This is a genomic window from Haloarcula sp. MBLA0138 (assembly GCF_055632455.1).
Window position 1 is genome coordinate 1,913,973 of record NZ_CM145746.1, and the last position, 17,665, is coordinate 1,931,637.

The window sequence follows — 17,665 nt, forward strand, 5'->3', positions numbered from 1 at the left end:
GTCAGTCGTCGGTGAGTCGGTAGCCGCCGTCGACGGCCTCGGCCACGTCGCGCCGCGTCATCTCCGTGAGTACCTCGTCGAGACGGTCGGGCTGGGCGATTTCCATCTCGATGCGGTCGACGCCGTGGAACTCCCGCAGCAGGTGACGGATGTCGTCGGCGTCGTGGACCGCACCCTCGCCTTTCTCCATGACGCCGGCGGTCAGTTCTATCATGTCCTCGACGAAGTTCCACGGGTAGACGACCCACGTCCACTCTTCGAGGCGCTCGCCGACGAAATCCGGCTCGTGTTCGCTGGTCTGGAGGAGCTGGAGCGTCGCGGTGCGGACGCTGCCGGGGTTCCGGTCGGCGACCCGCTGTGCGGCGGTCTCGATGGAGCGGCCGGTGTCGGCGATGTCGTCGACGACCAGCACGTCCTTGCCCTCGACCGCGCCGTCGGCGAGCGGGTAGCGGACCGACACCTCGTCGCTGGTCTCGGCGGTACCGACGTAGTGTTCGACCTTCAGGCTGGCGAGGTCGTCCAGCCCGAGGAAGTCACAGAGGCAGCGGCCGGCGAACCAGCCGCCCCGAGCCAGCGCGACGACCACGTCCGGCTCGAAGTCGGCGGCTTTCACGTCGTCGGCGACTGCCCGACACCGCCCGTAGATGTACTCCCAGTTGGTGATGGTACACGAGAACTCGTCCGGTAGCTCGCCCATACGGGGTGGCGGGTGCGCGCCGACTTAACCGTTTCAGGACGGCCAGCGGTCGTGCGCGGCCACGGGGAACAGTTAACCCGGCGCTGGCACAACCCGGAGCCATGGAGACCAGAGCGGTCGCACTCGTCGACGCGTTCACGACGGAGCCGACGGCGGGCAACCCCGCCGGCGTGGTGCCCGATGCCGAGGGGTTGACCGACGACCAGATGCAGGCCGTCGCCGCCGAGTTGGGGGCCAGCGAGACGGCCTTCGTCCGGCCGAGCGAGGAGGCCGACCGCCGGCTGCGCTTTTTCACCCCCGAGCGGGAGGTCCCCCTCTGCGGGCACGCCGCGGTCGCGGCCCACGCGCTCTTACGCGAGCGCGGCGTCGTCGACGACGGCGAGCACACGATGACGACCGGGACGGGGACGCTGGCCGTCGAGACGCAGGCCGACGGGACGGTCTGGACCGAGCAGGGCGTCGCGGAACTGACCGAGGTCGACCTCGAACTATCCGCGGTGGCCGACGCGCTGGGACTGGACGTGGCGACGCTGCGGGACGTGGGTGCGGACCTGCCGCTCGTGACCGCGGACACGGGGGTCCCGTGGCTCGCGGTCCCGGTCAACTACTTCGAACACCTGAGCGACGTGTCGGTCGACACGGCGGCCGTCGAGCGGCTCTGCCGGCAGGCAGACGCGACGGGGCTGTACGCCTTCACGTTCGACACGCTGAGCGGCGACGCGACGTTCCACGGGCGGGCGTTCGCGCCGCTTGCGGGCGTGCGCGAGGACCCAGTCACCGGCACCGCCGCCGGGGCCGTCGCCGCGTACGTCCGCCGGTACGGGGCCATCGACGGGACGGTCGAGCCCGTGGTCGCCGAGCAGGGCCACTTCCGGAACCGGCCCGGCACCGTCGAGGTCGACACCGACGGCCACGAGGTGTGGATAGGCGGCCGGGCGGTCACGACGCTGACCGGCGAACTGACCGTTCCGGAGGCCGCGAGCGACGACGGCATCATCGAAGCCTGAATCACTCGAATTCGAGTGAATCGGCGCTCGGGTAATGTCGTAATCGGAAGCTCCTTATCCATCGTTCGTGATTTTCCGAACGAGTCCATGCCAACACTGTGGCTCGATGATATCGACGCCGACGACCTCGATACGGTCGGCGGCAAGGCGGCGTCTCTGGGCGAATTGACCGCTGCGGGACTGCCGGTCCCGTCGGCGTTCGTCGTCACGGCGGACACGTATCGCTCGTTCCTCGAAACGACCGGCATCGACGAGGAGCTGTTCGAACTCGTCGACGTCGACAGCGACGACTCGCGCGCGCTGGCCGAGGCGGCCGAGCGCGCGCAGGAACTGATTCTGGAAACCGACACGCCCCCCTCGGTCCGCGAGGACCTCCTCGCGGCCTACGACGAGATGGGCGACGAGGACGTGGCGGTTCGCTCCTCGGCGACCGCCGAGGACCTGCCCGACGCCTCCTTCGCGGGCCAGCAGGAGACCTATCTCAACGTCTCGCGGGCCGACCTCCTGCGGCGCGTCAAGGAGTGTTGGGCCTCGCTGTTCACCCAGCGGGCTATCTACTACCGCAACGAGCAGGGGTTCGACCACGACGTGGTGGACATCGCGGTGGTCGTCCAGCAGATGGTCGACGCCGAGAAGTCCGGCGTCCTCTTCACGAGCCACCCCTCGACGGGCGCGCCGACGGCCATTATCGAGGCCGCGTGGGGACTGGGCGAGGCCGTCGTCTCGGGCTCGGTCTCCCCGGACAACTACGTCGTCGACCGCGAGAGCGGCGACATCGACGAGGTGACCGTCGCCGAGAAGAAGGTGATGTGCGTCCGCGACGAGAACGGCGAGACCATCGAGCGGGCCGTCCCCGAGGAGAAGCGCTCCGAGCGGGTCCTCTCGGCCGACGAGGTCCACCGCCTCATCGAGGTGGGCGAGCGCGTCGAGAACCACTACGGCGAGCCCCAAGACGTGGAGTGGGCCATCTACAAGGGCGAGGTGTACCTCCTGCAGTCCCGGCCCATCACCACCATCGACGAGGAGGCCGCCGCCGCGGAGGCCAGCGACGAGGGCGGCGTCGCCGACGGCGGCGCGATGCAGTCCGAGGCCGACACCGTCCGCCTCGACGGCATCGGCTCCGCGCCCGGCACCGCGACCGGAACGGTCCGCATCGTCGACAAGCTCGACAACCTCGACAAGGTCGAGGACGGCGACATCATCGTCGCCGAGATGACGACCCCCGACATGGTGCCGGCGATGAAACGCGCCTCCGGCATCGTCACCGACGAGGGCGGGATGACCAGCCACGCGGCCATCGTCTCCCGCGAACTGGGCGTCCCGGCCGTCGTCGGGACGGCCGACGCCTCGACGCAGCTCCGGGACGGCCAGACGGTCACGCTCGACGGAGAGCGCGGCGTCGTCGAGGAGGGCCCCGAAACCGAGAGCGAGGGCGAGGCCGGCGACGCCGAGGAGGCGGACGACGGGCCGACGCGGGAGCGTGCCGTCGACACGGGAACGACGGCCCACTCGCCGGTCAAACCCATGACCGGGACGGAGGTGAAGGTCAACGTCTCGATTCCGGACGCGGCCGAGCGCGCCGCCGAGACGGGGGCCGACGGCGTCGGCCTGCTGCGCATCGAGCACATGGTGTTGTCGACGAACAAGACGCCGGCCCGCTACGTCGAGGACCACGGCGAGCGCGCCTACATCGAGGAGCTCGTCGAGGGCATCCGGACCGTCGCCGACGCGTTCTACCCGCGGCCGGTTCGGGTCCGCACCCTCGACGCCCCCAGCGACGAGTTCCGCCAACTGGAGGGCGGCGAGGACGAGCCCAACGAACACAACCCGATGCTGGGCTACCGGGGCATCCGCCGGTCGCTCGACCGCCCCGGCGAGTTCAAGCTCGAACTCCGGGCGTTCCAGCGCCTGTGGGACCTCGGCTACGACAACGTCGAGCTGATGCTCCCGCTGGTGACCGACGCCGAGGACGTCCTGCGGGGCAAATCGCTCATGCAGGAGGTCGGCATCGACCCCGAGAAGCGCGACTGGGGCGTGATGGTCGAGACGCCGGCCAGCGCGCTCGGCATCGAGTCCATCTGCGAGGCGGGCATCGACTTCGTCTCGTTCGGGACGAACGACCTCACGCAGTACACACTGGCCGTCGACCGCAACAACGGGGCCGTCGCCGACCGGTTCGACGAGCTTCACCCCGGCGTACGGGACCTGATGGCGCAGGTCATCGGTACCTGCCGCGAGCACGACGTGGCGACGAGCATCTGCGGACAGGCGGCCTCGAAGACCGAGATGGTCGACTTCCTCGTCGACGAGGGCGTCACGTCCATCTCGCCCAACATCGACGCGGTCCGTGACGTGCAACACGAGGTCAAGCGCGTCGAACAGCGCCTCCTGCTCGAATCCGTCCGCTGACGCGGACGCCACGCTTTTGCTGTCGCCCGCCGTCGGTCCGCTATGGATTCTCCCACCGCACCGGCGGCCAAGAGCATCAGCGAGGGGGTCTCGTACATCCCCTTCGGCGTCCCGGGTCTGGACGGTCACGTCCGCGGGATTCCGACCGGGAGCGCCGTTTTGCTGGCCGGCGCACCCGACGCCGGAGGTGACGCCTTCACCTATACGAGCCTCGCCACGCTGATGCTGGCGAAGCACGAGCCGGAACTCGTCCCGCGGTCCGTCTCGGAGCGGCGAGACCGGATTCCCGACTCGGTGACGTACGTCACGCTCTCGCACGACCGCGAGCACGTCTACAGCGAACTCGACGCGGTGCTCGACGGTCACCAGTTCGAGGCACTGACCGAACACCTGACCGTCGCGGACTTCTCCCAGCGGTTCATGGAACTGCTCCCGGTCCCGCCGGCGCTGTTCGACGCCCGCCGGCGAACCGACGACATCGAGCGGGCGGAGGACGGCGCGGCCGACGACGGCGAGCCAGACGTAGCGACGTTCCAGAGCCTGCTGGACGACGTGAGCGAGCGCATCGCCGACGCCACCGACGACCTCGTCGTCGTCGACTCGCTGTCGTCGCTGGAGCGGGCCGTCCAGTTCGGCCTGCCGAAGGGCCACGAGGTCGCCTTCCTCGTGGGGCTGCGCGAGGCGGTCGTCAACTGGGGCAACGTCGCCTACGTCAAACTCGACCGCCCCGCGGCCGCCGTCCGGGAGGACAGCCTCGTCAACGGTCTGTTGCACGGCGCGGTGTACTTCTACTCCAACGACAAGGGGTTCGAGACCTACCGGACGATGCGGGTCGGCTCCTTCGGCGGGGCGCTCGACGCGGAGCGCCAGACCGTCTTCGAGTCCCTCGTCGGCCCGACGGGCTTCCGGGCGAAAGCGACCAAGAAGGTCGGGCCGTCGAACTGGTGAGCGAACCGGTCCACCGAGGCCGGGCCGAACACAACGGCTAAACCGCTCGCTCTCGTGGGCTCGCGTAGGAATGCTCCAGCGGGCCGAGCCACAGGCGTTCGAGCGCGTCCTCTCCTCGATGTGTACCGAACCACATCCGGCGGCCCGCGAGGCGGCCGAGCGCTTCCTCGCCACGAACCCCGGCGACCCCGGCACCTACGAGACGGTCGCCGACCTCGAACGCGAGGCCGTCGACTACTTGGGTGACCTGACCGGCCTCGCCGACCCCGCCGGCTACGTCGCCTCGGGCGGGACCGAGGCCAACATTCAGGCGGTCCGTGTCGCCCGCAACCGCGCCGACACCGACGACCCCAACGTCGTCGCGCCGGTCCACGCCCACTTCTCGTTTACCAAGGCCGCGGACGTGCTGGGCGTCGAGTTGCGGACCGCGCCCGCCACGGACCACCGGGCCGACCCCGACGCGATGGCGCGGTTGGTCGACGAGGACACGGTGTGTGTCGTCGGCGTCGCCGGCTCGACGGAGTACGGCTTCGTCGACCCGATTCCCGCCATCGCCGACCTCGCGGCCGACGCCGGCGCGCTGTGTCACGTCGACGCGGCGTGGGGCGGCTTCTACCTCCCCTTTACCGACCACGACTGGCACTTCGGCCACGCCGACGTGGACACGCTGACCATCGACCCCCACAAGGTCGGACAGGCGGCCGTCCCCGCCGGCGGCCTGCTGGCCCGGGACCGCTCGCTGCTCGACGACCTCGCCATCGAGACGCCCTACCTCGAATCGACGAGCCAACTGACGCTGACGGGCACCCGCTCGGGCGCGGGCGTCGCCTCCGCCGTCGCCGCGATGGAGGCGCTGTGGCCCGGCGGCTACCGCGAGCAGTACGAGCGCTCGATGGACAACGCCCGGTGGCTGGCCGACCAACTCGACGCCCGCGGCCACGCCGTCGTCGGCCCGGAGCTCCCGCTGGTCGCGGCGGACCTCTCGGTACCGATGACCGACGAACTCCGCGAGCGGGGCTGGCGCGTCTCCAAGACCGGGGCCGGCGAGATGCGCGTCGTCTGCATGCCCCACGTCACGCGGTCGATGCTTCGGTCGTTCGTGGCCGACCTCGACTGGTACTGAGCGGACGGGCCGCTCGCCGACGGCCAGCGGGTCGCTGTCGCCTCCTCTCGGTGTGGACCCGGCAGCGGTAGGGAGCGCTCCCGAGAGAACATACCAAAGCTTACCACCCGGTACTAGCTATGGAGCGGTGTGGACCCCGTCGCCCCGATACCGTTGGTCGCGTTCGTCGGCGAATGTACGTCCTCCGGGACGGCGCTGTCCCCGTTGGAGGAGGCCGTCTGCACGGCGACGGGGCCGACCGGACTCGGAATCATCGCCGTCTACTCGTTTCTCATCGCCTTCGTCCTCCCGCTCCCGAGCGAGGTCGTCCTCGTGCCGGCCGAGACGCTCCGGCTGGGTCTCTCGACGACGGGCAACATCGCCGCCATCGTCGTCGTCAGCGCCCTCGGCAAGGCCGCCGGGAGCCTCTTCGCGTTCCACATCGGACAGGAGGCCAAGGAGTACGGCCCGCTCGTCCGGCGAATCAAGCAGTCGCGGTTCGACCTCATCGAGTGGTCCGAGCGCAAGACCGTGACGCTCGCCAAACAGTACGGCTACGTCGGGCTCGCGCTGGCGCTGTGTGTCCCCTTCTTCCCCGACACCCTCTCGATTTACGCCTTCACCGTCCTCGAGGAGGACTACGGTCGATTCGCCGCCGCGACCTTCGCCGGCAGTGCCGGCCGTCTGGTCGTGACGCTCGGGCTGGCCGGCGGAACGCTGGCGCTGCTGTAGGGTCGAGGCGAAACCAACCGCCTTTTGACCCGCCGGTGGTTCAGACGGAGGTATGAGCCACGACGAGTTCCCGACCGACCGCCCGGCGGTGGTCACCTGCGGGCTGCCCTACGCCAACGGCGACCTGCACGTGGGTCACCTCCGGACGTACGTCGCCGGCGACGCCCTCTCGCGGTCCCTGCGTCGCATCGGCCAGCAGACGGCGTTCGTCTGCGGTTCGGACATGCACGGGACGCCGGTCGCCGTCAACGCCGCCGAGGAGGGCGTCGAGCCCCGCGAGTTCGCGCTGGAGTACCACGAGAGCTACGCCGAGACGTTCCCCCAGTTCAACGTCGAGTTCGACAACTACGGCCACACCGACGACGAGACCAACACCGAACTCACACAGGAGTTCGTCCGCTCGTGGGTCGACAACGACCACGTCCACGAGAAGGAGATTCAGGTGGCGTGGGACACCGCCGAGGACCAACCCTTGCCCGACCGCTACGTCGAGGGCACCTGCCCGTACTGCGGCGAGCAGGCCCGCGGCGACGAGTGCGACGAGGGGTGTCAGCGCCACCTCGAACCCGGCGAGATAGAGGACCCCGTCTCGACGCTGACGGGCAACCCCGCCGAGTACCGCGAGCGCGAACACGAGTTCCTCCGACTCGCTGACTTTCAGGAGTACCTGCAGGGCTTTCTCGACCGGCTTGAGGGGACCGACAACGCACAGAACCAGCCCCGCGAGTGGGTCGAGGGCGAGCTACAGGACCTCTGTATCACGCGGGACATGGACTGGGGCATCGACTACCCCGCCCGGGAGAGCGAGGGGGAGACGACCGAGGACCTCGTGTTGTACGTCTGGGTCGACGCCCCCATCGAGTACGTCGCCTCCACGAAGCAGTACTCCGAGCGGGTAGGGGCCGACGAGTACGACTGGGAGGACGTCTGGAAGGTCAACGGCGAGACCCGCCACGGCACCGCGTGGGACGACGCGTGGGACGACACCGGCGAGATAGTCCACGTCATCGGTCGGGACATCATCCAGCACCACGCCGTCTTCTGGCCGTCGATGCTGCGCGGGGCGGGCTACAACGAGCCGCGGGCCATCCTCGCCAGCGGCTTCGTCGGCATCGACGGGAAGGCCCTCTCGACCTCGCGCAACCGCGCCGTCTGGGCCGACGAGTTCCTCGACGCCGGCTTCCACCCGGACCTGTTTCGCTACTACATCGCGGCCGGCGCGGAACTGGATTCGGACGTGGACTTCTCGTGGGACCGCTTCGGACAGCGGGTCAACGGCGAACTGGTCGGCAACGTCGGCAACTTCATCTACCGCTCGCTGCTGTTCGCCGAGCGCAACTACGACGGCACGCCCGACGTGGCCGTCAGCGACGACGTGCGCGAGCGCATCACCGACGCCATCGACGAGTTCGAGGCCGCGGTACGGGCGTACAACGTCCGGGCGCTGGCCGGCGTCGCCGTCGACCTCGCCGACTTCGGCAACGAGTACATCCAGCGCAACGAGCCGTGGAACCTCGTCGGCGACGACCCCGACCGGGCCGCACAGGTCATCCGCGACTGCGTCCAGCTGACCAAGGCCGTCGCGGTCCTGATGCAGCCAGTCCTGCCCGGCAAGGCCGAGCGCCTGTGGGGCCAACTGGGCGAGCAGGGCTCGGTCGCCGACGTGACCCTCGACACCGCGCTGGAGGCCCCGCCGGCGTCGTTCGACCCGCCGACGGAGCTGTTCGAGCAGGTGGAGGACGACCACGTCGCGGCGCTGAACGACCAGCTCCAGTCCCGGGTCGCGGCCGCGAGCGAGGCCGACGCGGACGGCGACGGCTCGGACGAGGGCGACGCGGACACCCCCGACCTCGAACCGCTGGTCGAGGAGCGCCTCGCCTTCGACGACTTCGAGGGCGTCGACATGCGCGTCGGCGAGATAGTCACCGCCGACCCCGTCGAGGACGCCGACAAGCTGCTGCGTCTGGAGGTCGACATCGGCCACGAGGTGCGACAGGTCGTCGCCGGCCTCGCTCAGCTACACGACGCCGCGGACCTGCCCGGGACGCGGGTCATCCTGTTGGCGAACATGGAGAAAGCGGAGCTGTTCGGCATCGAGTCCAACGGGATGGTGCTGGCCGCCGGCGACGAGGCCGACCTGCTGACCACCCACGAGGACGCCCCGCTGGGGACGCGCGTGAAGTAGACGGCGGGTTCTTTTGTAGCCCCGCCACGTACGCCGGGTATGGACGACGACGGAGGCGACGACGGGCCGGTCGACGGTGACGCCGAGTCGCGCGTCGAACCGACCGACGACGACGCCGAGACGGACTCGTTCGTCGAGGAGTACGAGTACGCCACCGAGGCCGACGTCATCCGCGTCGAGGACGACGAACCCGAGGAGGCCGTGGCGGGGTCGTTCTCGCCCGACGTGGCCGTCGACCCCGGTCGGCCGGCCCCCGAAAACGTCCTGTTCGTCGCGCTAGGGGTCTACGTCGGCATCCTCGCCATCGGCGGCATCCTCGGGTCGGCGCTGTACCGGCCGACGACGCTCGCCGTCCTGACGGCCGCCGTCGCCGTCGGGACGCTCCTGTTGTACGGGCTGTTCGTCCGAACCGACCCGGACACTTAATCCCGCGCCGCCCCTACAGTAGCGTATGGTTGGCCCGCTGACGATTGCCGCCCTCGCCCCGGCGCAGGTCGGGTCGCTGTTCAACACGTCGCTGTCGCTACTGCTGTTTCTGGCCGGTGCCGGGCTCATCGTCGCGGAGGCACTGGCACCGGGCGCGCACTTCATCGTCCTCGGCGTCGCCCTGCTGACCGCGGGGCTGGTGGGACTGTTCATCCCGGCGAGTCTGGGCATCTTCGCGCCCGTCATCCTCACCGTCGTCGTCCTCGCCACCACCGCGCTGACGCTGTGGGGCTACCGGCAACTGGACTTCGCCGCGTCGGGCCGCGGGCAGACGCTCAGCTCTGACTCCCTGCAGGGCCAGTTCGGCACGGTCACCGAGCGCGTCACCCGCGACGGCGGCGAGGTCAAACTCGAAGACGGCGGCTTCAACCCCTACTATCAGGCCCGCAGCGGGCGGGGCCCCATCGAGGAGGGGACGGAGGTGATGGTCGTCGACCCCGGTGGCGGCAACGTCCTCGACGTAGAGCCAGTCGCCGCCGGTGACGACATCGACCGCGCGCTCGAACGCGACCGCCAGCAGTCGGCCGACGACGCCCCGACCGACACCGAGACGGAGTCCGAACGGGCCTGAAATCCCGGCGCGTGTGCGACGCTGGTGTGTCACACTCACACAGAAGTCTTTTCTTTCGGCGACCCCGAAGTCCGGACGTTATGTTCCCCGCGTTCGCACCGCTACAGGTGTTCGGAGGCATCATCGGCTTCGTGGCGGTGATATTCCTCCTCATCGCCATCGCGCTGGTGTACTCGAGCGTCGTCATCATCCGTCCCTACCAGAAGGGAGCCTACACCGTCCTCGGGACGTATCGCGGCATCCTCGACCAAGGGATTCACTTCGTCTATCCCTTCGTCTCGGACGTGACGCGCTTCGACATGCGCACACAGACGCTGGACGTGCCTCGACAGGAAGCCATCACCCGGGACAACTCGCCGGTCACCGCCGACGCCGTCGTCTACATCAAGGTGATGGACCCCAAGAAGGCGTTCCTCGAAGTCGACAACTACGAGCGGGCCGTCTCCAACCTCGCCCAGACCACCCTGCGGGCCGTGCTGGGCGACATGGAACTGGACGACACGCTCAACAAGCGACAGGAGATAAACGCCCGCATCCGGAAGGAACTGGACGAACCGACCGACGAGTGGGGCGTCCGCGTCGAGAGCGTCGAGGTCCGCGAGGTCAACCCCTCGAAGGACGTCCAGCAGGCCATGGAGCAACAGACCTCCGCCGAGCGGAAACGCCGCGCCATGATTCTCGAAGCGCAGGGTGAACGGCGCTCCGCCATCGAGACCGCGGAGGGTGACAAGCAGTCCAACATCATCCGCGCGCAGGGTGAGAAACAGAGCCAGATTCTGGAGGCACAGGGTGACGCCATCTCCACCGTCCTCCGCGCGAAGTCCGCCGAGTCGATGGGCGAGCGTGCGGTCATCGACAAGGGGATGGAGACGCTCGCCGACATCGGCGGCTCCGAGTCGACGACGTTCATCCTCCCACAGGAACTCACCTCGCTGGTCGGCCGCTACGGCAAGCACCTCACCGGCTCCGACGTCAAGGAGAACGGCCACGTGCTCGACGGCTTGGACTTCGACGACGAGACCCGCGAGATGCTCGGCCTCGACGACATCGAGGAGATACTCGGCCAGATAGACGAGGAGGCCGAGGTCGACGTGGAGGCCATGGAGGAGGAGGCCCAGAAAATAAAGCAGGGCGAGGACGCCGGCCTCGACAGCGCCGACGAGGTCATCGAGGAGATGGACGCCGAAATCGACGGGAGCGGCGGCAGCGACGTCGCTGGCGGCCCGGACGACACCCGCGACGGACAGGCCTAGTCGAAGACGTTTTACCGCGGAATCTCCTCCCTCCGACTATCGATGAGCCGCGAGGGCGACGTCGACGAGGACAAGCGGGCGACGCTGCGCCGGTTCGCCGCCCTCGGCGCTGCGAGCCCGCTCGCCCGCTTCACCGACGACGGGAGCGACAGCGACGCCCCAGACGCCATCGCCGGCTACGTCTCTGCCCACCCCGGTACCCACTTCTCGAAGCTCCGGGACGACCTCAAACTCGGGACCGGCGAGGCCCAACACCACCTGCACCGACTGGAGAACGACGGCGTCGTCGCCTCCCGCAAGGACGGCGACTACCGACGGTACTTCGCGGCCGGCCAGTTCAGCGAGTTCGAGCAGACGGCGCTCGGGTACCTCCGCCGGGCGACGCCCCGGGGGATGCTCGTGGCCCTGCTTCGGGACCCCGACGCGACCGCCTCGACGCTGGCCGACCGACTCGACGTCTCGGCCCCGACTATCAGCAACTACGCCGGCGACCTCGAAGCGGCGGGCCTGCTCTCCCGGACCGGTGGCTACGCCGTCGCCGAACCGGAGACGGTGCTGACGCTGCTCGTCCGCTACGCGGACTCCTTCGGCGGCGACGCCGCCCGGCTGGCGAGCGAGGCCGACTCGCTGGTCACGTACGACCCGTAGGCGTCGTCGTGGTCGAGACTTCGCAGTCGAGAGCGGAGCAACCGGCCCGCGGACCCGTCTCAGGCGTCGACCATCCACGTCGTCGACGAGGAGTAGCCCCACTTCTCCACGTCCGGGCCGTGGTCGCTGTCGGCGATGGCGGTCATGTTCGTCCCGACCTCCTTGGCCGAGAGGCCGAGTTCGTCGCCGATGAGCCGCGACTTGAAGTACGTCTGGTCGTCGGCGTTTGCCCGCAGGTAGTCGAGGATGCGCCGCTGTTTCTCCGACAGCGCCCCGCTGGCTCGTGCGCTCGCGCTCATTGGTACAGGCTTACGTAGGCGCAAGCCGCCCTTAGTGAGTTTGGTACAGTCGGTTAACCGGCCGCAGTCGTGCGGTTCTTCGCTGCCGGGTCGCTGTATCGACAGCCCCTCGGGACACTGACCGCCGCGGTTGGTACAGCCGGGAAACCGGACGGCCCGACTGTCCCCCGCTCCGGCAGTACTTTAGTCGTGGCGGCTCATTACGGCGAACGGAGGTCTACTACAGTGGAAATCTCGGACGAACTCCTGTGTCTGTTCAGCGCCGACGTGACCGACGAGGGCGACCGGTACGTCGTCGAGGTCCCTCGTCGTGAGGTCGAGACGGGTGCTATCGAGGCCGGCGACACCTACCGCGTCGCGCTCATCTCCGCGGAATCGGCCGACGGCGGCGAGCAGGAATCGACGGCGGAGACACCCCCCGACCAGCCCCAACCGCCGGTCGAACCCGGCGAGACACGCTACGTCGAAATCGAGGATATCGGCAAGCAGGGCGACGGCATCGCGCGCGTCGAACGCGGCTACGTCATCATCGTCCCCGGGGCCGACATCGACGAGCGTGTCAAGATAGAGGTCACCGAGGTCAAGTCCAACTTCGCGGTCGGCGAGATTCTCGACGCCGACGTCTGACTCACTCGTCGATAGCCGTCCCGTCGGGCCGTTTCGCTCCCTCCGAATCGTGGACGACGACGCCGTCGGTCTCGACCGGCGCGTAGTTGTCCCGGACACCGATGGCTTCCTCCAGTTCTCGGACCGCACGCGTTTTGAGCGCCGCCGCCAGCTCCTCGGCGTCGGCCCGGGAGATGTCCCGCCCCAGTCCCTCGCACTCGTGGGCGCGGACCAGTCCCTCGCCGTCGACGGCCTCGCCCATGGGTTGGCTCGTCCCGCCGAGCGCGACGCTGAACGGGTAGGTCCGACAGATGAGCGGCCGGTCCCCGTGGACTGTGCAGGCCCCGGTTCCGTCGGTCTCCTCGTAGAACGTGCAGTCCCCGCAGTCGTCGGTCCGGAGCGCCCACTCGAACGTCTCGCCTTCAGGGCCATCGGGCGTCTCGGTCAGCCCGTAGGGCATCGGCCGGGCCACGTCGCGGAAGTCGTAGTCGCCCGCCGCCGTCAGCCGCCGTATCTCGTCGGGAAACACCGTGGCGGTGTGGGCGTCGCCCGTCGCGTCGCCTTCGCCCGCCGCGTCCCCATCGCCGTCCGTCGCGTCCGGGCTCTCTCCACACCCGCCGTCGGCGGCCTTACAGCAGGCTCCACAGCGCGTACACTCGAAGCCGATGGTCTCGATGGCGTCGGCCAGCGACGCCACGTCGAGGTCGCGGGCGCGGGCGAGTTCGGATTCGAGCGACTCCACGCCCTCCCTTTCGCGTCGAGCGGCAAAAGCGACGCGGCGGACGCGCCGTCCACCTCGACCCCCGAACGGGGAGCGCCGTTCACGCGACCGGGCGGGCGCGCTCGCCGTCCCAGTCGAGGCGGTCCTCGACGGCGAGTTTCGCTAGGTGCGCCCGTGCAGTCGCCCGCGCGAGGTCGCGGACGCCGTCCAGCGACTTCCCGTAGGCGGCGTCGACTACCGCGTCGAGCGTCGCCGCGCCGTTCTCGACCGCCTCGCGGACGCGACGCTCCCGGTCGAGTCGGTGCGCGAGCAGGCGCTCGCAGGTGCCGGCGGGGTCCTCGATTACCGGGCCGTGGCCGGGGAACAGGCGCGGCGGCGCTCGCGCCCGGACGCGGCGCAGCGAGGTCAGGTACGCGCGAACGTCGCCCTCGGGCGCGCCGACGACGACGCTGCCCTCGGCGACGGCGAGGTCGCCGGCCACGAGGCCGTCAGCGGCGTCGAACGCGACGTGTTCCGGCGCGTGACCCGGCGTGTCCAGCACCGTCACCGGCCCGTCGTCGGTCGGTATCACCGTCCCCTCGGCGAAGGTCCGGTCGGGGGCGACCCCCGTCGCGGCCTCGAAGTCGTCGGCGCGGCCACGACGCGCCCACACCGTCGCGTCCGCACCGTAGCGGGCCACCGCACCGACGTGGTCCGGGTGGTGGTGCGTGACGGCGACGTGGGCGAGCGAGCGGTCGGCGAGCGCGTCGTCGAGGGCCGCGTCGGGGGCGGCGGGGTCGACCAGCAGGGCGCGCTCGGTCCCGCGCAGGTACGCGGCGGTCCGGCCGGTCGGTGCGCGCGTCGCGACGGGGACGCCGATGCGGGTCCAGCCCATCGGCCGACGCTACGTCACGCCGTCAGAAAGTAGACCTGCTTTCGGGCGTCGGTGAAGCTGTACCGGGAGTCAATGAGGTCGGACTCCTCCAGCCGGTTGAGCGCGTACCGCACCGTCCGGTCGGGGAGCAGGGAGGCGTCGGCGAGTTGGCCCTGCGAGAGCGGTTCCTCGTCTTCTAGCACCTTGGCGACGAGTTTCGCGCTCGGGGGCAGCTCCCGCAGTCTGTCGCGAAAGTCCTTGTCGGTGAACGGGGCCGCCTTCGCCTCGTCGGTAGTCGTACTCATACTGCACGATATTCCAAGTCTACTGGTAAAACTTGGCTATATGTGTGACCAAACAATACTGAGTGTTTTGTTTGTTTAATGAGGCCTTATACATCGCGGCGACGGGCCGCCGCGCTCGTCGGACCGGCGGCCGAGCGTCCACGGGGCTGGGATTCCAGTATCGTTTTATCCTCCCGGCGGTGACCGTGCAAGCGTGAAAGGGCAGGAGTGGTACCAGGCCGACACCGTGGCCGAGGAGTACGAGGCCAAGCGCTTCTCCCGGGGCGGCCGACTCATCGACCGCCGGGAGAAGCAGGCCGTCCTCGACGGCATCGGTCCCGTACAGGACAAGAACGTCCTCGAAGTCGCCTGCGGGACCGGCCGGTTCACGGTCATGCTCGCCGAGCGCGGTGCCGACATCGTCGGCTTGGACATCTCGGGGCCGATGCTCCAGCAGGGCCGCGAGAAGGCCCGCGCCGCGGGCGTCGCCGACCACGTCGAGTTCATGCGCGGGGACGCCGCGCGCTTGCCGTTCCCCGACGACTACTTCGATACGGTGTTCGCCATGCGCTTTTTCCATCTGGCCGACACCCCGGCGGCGTTCCTCTCGGAGATGCGTCGCGTCGCCAAGGAACAGGTCTTCTTCGACACGTTCAATCGCTTCTCGACGCGCTCCATCTACAACTGGGCGCTCCCGATGGGGTCGCGGCTCTACTCCCGGTGGGAGATAGACCGGTTGCTCGACGGGGCGGGACTGGAACTGACCGCGTCGGACCACGACTGGATACTCCCCTACGGCTTCTACCGGAAGATTCCCAACGAACTCGCGGCGTCGTTCCGGTCGCTCGACGCGGCTATCGGCGGGACGCCGTTGGGGGACAAGCTCGCGTCGGTCTCGTACTGGGATACGCACGTCTAGGTATCGACGCGTCCGTTCGCCCGCGACTTTTAAGCGGTTCCGGGGTGCTACCCAGAGGTATGGAGCTCTCGGTGGTGGTCCCGACGCTGAACGGCCGGGAGGAGCTGGCCGGCTGTCTGGACGCGCTCGCCGAGGAAGCGCCCGACGCGGAGGTGGTCGTCGTCAACGGCCCCTCCGCCGACGGGACGACCGGGATGGTCCGGGACCGCGACGACGTGGACGTGCTCGTCGAGGTGGCCGACCGCTCGGTCACCGTCTCGCGGAACGCGGGCATCGACCGCGCGACCGGCGAGGTGGTCGCGCTGGTCAATCAGGGTCTCGCCGTCGAGGCGGGGTGGGCGGCCGCGGTGGCCGACGCCATCGACGGGGCCGCGGCCGTCACCGGCCCGACACACGAGCGCCTCGCCGCCGGCGTGACGACCGAGTCGGCCGAAGAGCGCACCATCGCCGGCCGCGACGTGACGTACTTCAACCCCGGCAACGTCGCCTTCCGCCGAGCAGTACTCGACGCGCTCGACGGCTTCGACGAGTACCTCCCCGTCGGCGGCTCCCGCGACGTGGCCCACCGGCTCGCGACGACCGGTCACGAAGTGGTCTGGGACGGCGGGATGAGCGTCGGCCGGGAGTTCGAGGCCGACGGCGGCATCCGCGAGACGGACTGGAACTGGAAGTACCGCTCGCTCACCTACCGGCTGGTCAAGAACTACGGCGTCCGTCCGACCGTGGCCCGCCGCGTCGCCAGCCACGCGGTCCGGGACGGCGTCGAGGCGCTGAAGGACGTCGCCCGCGGCGAGACCCAACTGTCGCAGTGGACCGGCACCGGGCGGCAGGTGGTCCGCGGCGTGGCGTCGGGCGTCAAAGACGGGCTCGGTGCCCGGTTCGCCGACCGCTCCGAGCGGCGCAACCCCAACGGGCGGTCGGACCGCGCCGACCGGGCCGTCGCCGTCTACGACCGCCGGTAGTCAGGGGCCGAGTTCCGGGACGACCCGCCCGGGGTTGTTCGAGAAGGCCTTCGTCATCGCGTCCTCGGGCACGTCCAGCGTGAGTATCTCCATGACGGCCACGTTCGGGTGGGACTGTGGCGTCCCGCTGCCGAACACGACGCGGTCGGGGTGTTTCAGCAGCGCCCGTTCGAGGTAGTTCCGGTACCTGACGACGCTGGTGTCGAGATACAGTTCGTCGTGGCTGTCGAGCAGTTCGATGGCCTCGTCCATCAGCTCCGTCCGCAGCGGGTGCGCGCCGAAATGCGAGAGGACGACGGGGAACTCGTAGTCGAGCAGGTGCTCGGCGACCGCCGCCGGCGGGAACGATTCGCCGCCGTGGACCAACACCGGCAGCGACACCTCGGCCAACTCCGCGAGTACGTCCTCGTCGGGCAGGCCGTCGGCCGGCGGGTGGAGCTTGAACCCGCAGAACCGGTCGTCGTAGGCGTACTGCTCGATATCTTCGGGCGACGTGTGTTCCTCGGTCCGGTTGGTGGTGAGGTTCCGGAGCGTCGACCCCGGGCCGCTCCCGGGGTCGCGCGCGCCGTTGACCCGCGCGAACGCCACCAGCGGTCGGCCGACGGTCATCCGCGCGACGGCGTTGTTCGCCGAGAGGTAGCTCCCCTCCCGCGGTGCCGGGTGGACGACCGCCCGGACGACGCCGGCTTGGTGCATCTCGCGTTCGAGCTGTTCGGGGCCGCCAAAGCCCTCGCGGGGCCGCCGCTGCTCGTCGGGTTCGAGCTGCGCGTGTACGTCGACCACCCGGAACCCGTGTTCCAGCTCGAGCATCTACCAATAGGTGGATGCAACCGCCTAATAAATCATCGGCTGTGGTCGGCCCGCTCGGGGCTGCCCGCCTCGCGGACGCCGTGGGTCATAGTCACGGACGCCGGGGCGGTGCGTTAGAAAGGTTTATATAGAACCGCTTACGATGATTTAGGTGAGGTTACACAGCTATGTCA

19 protein-coding genes are annotated in these 17,665 nt (G+C 69.4%); 13 read left to right on the forward strand and 6 right to left on the reverse strand.

Going from position 1 to position 17,665, the window contains the following annotated elements; genetic code table 11:
- Nucleotide 1 precedes the first annotated feature (1 nt).
- A complete protein-coding gene (locus tag ACV7JO_RS10180) occupies nt 2-697 on the reverse strand; it encodes a phosphoribosyltransferase (protein WP_470353300.1) in 696 nt (231 codons plus the stop codon).
- A gap of 101 nt (nt 698-798) precedes the next feature.
- Here ACV7JO_RS10180 and ACV7JO_RS10185 point away from each other — a divergent pair, with 101 nt between their 5' ends.
- The 10 genes from ACV7JO_RS10185 to ACV7JO_RS10230 all read left to right on the forward strand — a co-directional run bounded on the left by ACV7JO_RS10185 (nt 799) and on the right by ACV7JO_RS10230 (nt 12,038).
- Nucleotides 799-1,704 carry a PhzF family phenazine biosynthesis protein gene (locus ACV7JO_RS10185; protein ID WP_470353301.1) on the forward strand — a complete coding sequence of 302 codons (906 nt, stop codon included), beginning with the start codon at nt 799-801 and terminating at the stop codon, nt 1,702-1,704.
- An 87-nt stretch (nt 1,705-1,791) separates the two neighbouring features.
- Nucleotides 1,792-4,113, forward strand: coding sequence for a phosphoenolpyruvate synthase (gene ppsA, locus ACV7JO_RS10190; RefSeq protein WP_470353302.1), 2,322 nt, complete (start codon nt 1,792-1,794; stop codon nt 4,111-4,113).
- A gap of 42 nt (nt 4,114-4,155) precedes the next feature.
- Nucleotides 4,156-5,061: an RAD55 family ATPase gene (locus tag ACV7JO_RS10195; protein WP_470353303.1), complete on the forward strand. Its 906-nt coding sequence runs from the start codon at nt 4,156-4,158 to the stop codon at nt 5,059-5,061.
- A 70-nt stretch (nt 5,062-5,131) separates the two neighbouring features.
- Nucleotides 5,132-6,184: a tyrosine decarboxylase MfnA gene (gene mfnA / locus ACV7JO_RS10200; protein ID WP_470353304.1), complete on the forward strand. Its 1,053-nt coding sequence runs from the start codon at nt 5,132-5,134 to the stop codon at nt 6,182-6,184.
- 129 nt (nt 6,185-6,313) lie between these two features.
- Complete coding sequence (locus tag ACV7JO_RS10205; protein WP_470353305.1) at nt 6,314-6,895, forward strand: YqaA family protein; 582 nt, start codon at nt 6,314-6,316, stop codon at nt 6,893-6,895.
- Between the two features lie 52 nt (nt 6,896-6,947).
- Nucleotides 6,948-9,080, forward strand: a complete 2,133-nt coding sequence (metG, locus tag ACV7JO_RS10210; protein WP_470353306.1) for a methionine--tRNA ligase — start codon at nt 6,948-6,950, stop codon at nt 9,078-9,080.
- A 39-nt stretch (nt 9,081-9,119) separates the two neighbouring features.
- Complete coding sequence (locus tag ACV7JO_RS10215; RefSeq protein ID WP_470353307.1) at nt 9,120-9,506, forward strand: DUF7312 domain-containing protein; 387 nt, start codon at nt 9,120-9,122, stop codon at nt 9,504-9,506.
- A gap of 25 nt (nt 9,507-9,531) precedes the next feature.
- Entirely contained in the window at nt 9,532-10,137 is a 606-nt protein-coding gene (locus tag ACV7JO_RS10220) for an NfeD family protein (RefSeq protein ID WP_470353308.1), read from the forward strand.
- 80 nt (nt 10,138-10,217) lie between these two features.
- On the forward strand, nt 10,218-11,390 hold the full coding sequence (locus ACV7JO_RS10225; protein WP_470353309.1) for an SPFH domain-containing protein: 1,173 nt from the start codon (nt 10,218-10,220) through the stop codon (nt 11,388-11,390).
- Nucleotides 11,391-11,432: 42 nt separating this feature from the next.
- Nucleotides 11,433-12,038 (forward strand): winged helix-turn-helix transcriptional regulator, encoded by a 606-nt coding sequence (locus ACV7JO_RS10230; protein WP_470353310.1) that lies wholly within the window; start codon nt 11,433-11,435, stop codon nt 12,036-12,038.
- Nucleotides 12,039-12,097: 59 nt separating this feature from the next.
- Here ACV7JO_RS10230 and ACV7JO_RS10235 read toward each other — a convergent pair whose 3' ends face one another.
- On the reverse strand, nt 12,098-12,337 hold the full coding sequence (locus ACV7JO_RS10235) for a DUF7123 family protein (RefSeq protein ID WP_470353311.1): 240 nt from the start codon (nt 12,335-12,337) through the stop codon (nt 12,098-12,100).
- A 225-nt stretch (nt 12,338-12,562) separates the two neighbouring features.
- Between ACV7JO_RS10235 and ACV7JO_RS10240 the strand changes: the two genes are divergently transcribed.
- Nucleotides 12,563-12,964 (forward strand): TRAM domain-containing protein, encoded by a 402-nt coding sequence (locus ACV7JO_RS10240; protein ID WP_470353312.1) that lies wholly within the window; start codon nt 12,563-12,565, stop codon nt 12,962-12,964.
- A gap of 1 nt (nt 12,965) precedes the next feature.
- Here ACV7JO_RS10240 and ACV7JO_RS10245 read toward each other — a convergent pair whose 3' ends face one another.
- The 3 genes from ACV7JO_RS10245 to ACV7JO_RS10255 form a co-directional block, all read right to left on the reverse strand.
- Complete coding sequence (locus ACV7JO_RS10245; protein ID WP_470353313.1) at nt 12,966-13,685, reverse strand: YkgJ family cysteine cluster protein; 720 nt, start codon at nt 13,683-13,685, stop codon at nt 12,966-12,968.
- A gap of 79 nt (nt 13,686-13,764) precedes the next feature.
- Entirely contained in the window at nt 13,765-14,538 is a 774-nt protein-coding gene (locus ACV7JO_RS10250) for an MBL fold metallo-hydrolase (RefSeq protein WP_470353314.1), read from the reverse strand.
- Nucleotides 14,539-14,552: 14 nt separating this feature from the next.
- Entirely contained in the window at nt 14,553-14,822 is a 270-nt protein-coding gene (locus ACV7JO_RS10255) for a MarR family transcriptional regulator (RefSeq protein ID WP_470353315.1), read from the reverse strand.
- Nucleotides 14,823-15,015: 193 nt separating this feature from the next.
- Here ACV7JO_RS10255 and ACV7JO_RS10260 point away from each other — a divergent pair, with 193 nt between their 5' ends.
- Nucleotides 15,016-15,720, forward strand: a complete 705-nt coding sequence (locus tag ACV7JO_RS10260) for a class I SAM-dependent methyltransferase (RefSeq protein WP_470353316.1) — start codon at nt 15,016-15,018, stop codon at nt 15,718-15,720.
- Nucleotides 15,721-15,779: 59 nt separating this feature from the next.
- The gene (locus tag ACV7JO_RS10265; protein WP_470353317.1) at nt 15,780-16,682 is read left to right on the forward strand and encodes a glycosyltransferase family 2 protein; all 903 of its coding nucleotides are present in this window, start codon (nt 15,780-15,782) and stop codon (nt 16,680-16,682) included.
- Here the strand turns inward: ACV7JO_RS10265 and ACV7JO_RS10270 are convergent, their stop codons facing one another.
- Entirely contained in the window at nt 16,683-17,492 is an 810-nt protein-coding gene (locus tag ACV7JO_RS10270) for an amidohydrolase family protein (protein ID WP_470353318.1), read from the reverse strand.
- Between the last annotated feature and the right edge of the window lie 173 nt (nt 17,493-17,665).

Coding starts and splice junctions, on each gene's coding strand:
- ACV7JO_RS10270 (WP_470353318.1), bottom strand. CDS start 17,492: ATGCTCGAGCTGGAACACGGGTTCCGGGTGGTCGACGTACACGCGCAG.
- metG (WP_470353306.1), top strand. CDS start 6,948: ATGAGCCACGACGAGTTCCCGACCGACCGCCCGGCGGTGGTCACCTGC.
- ACV7JO_RS10265 (WP_470353317.1), top strand. CDS start 15,780: ATGGAGCTCTCGGTGGTGGTCCCGACGCTGAACGGCCGGGAGGAGCTG.
- ACV7JO_RS10225 (WP_470353309.1), top strand. CDS start 10,218: ATGTTCCCCGCGTTCGCACCGCTACAGGTGTTCGGAGGCATCATCGGC.
- ACV7JO_RS10195 (WP_470353303.1), top strand. CDS start 4,156: ATGGATTCTCCCACCGCACCGGCGGCCAAGAGCATCAGCGAGGGGGTC.
- ACV7JO_RS10180 (WP_470353300.1), bottom strand. CDS start 697: ATGGGCGAGCTACCGGACGAGTTCTCGTGTACCATCACCAACTGGGAG.
- ppsA (WP_470353302.1), top strand. CDS start 1,792: ATGCCAACACTGTGGCTCGATGATATCGACGCCGACGACCTCGATACG.
- ACV7JO_RS10235 (WP_470353311.1), bottom strand. CDS start 12,337: ATGAGCGCGAGCGCACGAGCCAGCGGGGCGCTGTCGGAGAAACAGCGG.
- ACV7JO_RS10220 (WP_470353308.1), top strand. CDS start 9,532: ATGGTTGGCCCGCTGACGATTGCCGCCCTCGCCCCGGCGCAGGTCGGG.
- ACV7JO_RS10255 (WP_470353315.1), bottom strand. CDS start 14,822: ATGAGTACGACTACCGACGAGGCGAAGGCGGCCCCGTTCACCGACAAG.
- ACV7JO_RS10250 (WP_470353314.1), bottom strand. CDS start 14,538: ATGGGCTGGACCCGCATCGGCGTCCCCGTCGCGACGCGCGCACCGACC.
- ACV7JO_RS10185 (WP_470353301.1), top strand. CDS start 799: ATGGAGACCAGAGCGGTCGCACTCGTCGACGCGTTCACGACGGAGCCG.
- ACV7JO_RS10230 (WP_470353310.1), top strand. CDS start 11,433: ATGAGCCGCGAGGGCGACGTCGACGAGGACAAGCGGGCGACGCTGCGC.
- ACV7JO_RS10215 (WP_470353307.1), top strand. CDS start 9,120: ATGGACGACGACGGAGGCGACGACGGGCCGGTCGACGGTGACGCCGAG.
- mfnA (WP_470353304.1), top strand. CDS start 5,132: ATGCTCCAGCGGGCCGAGCCACAGGCGTTCGAGCGCGTCCTCTCCTCG.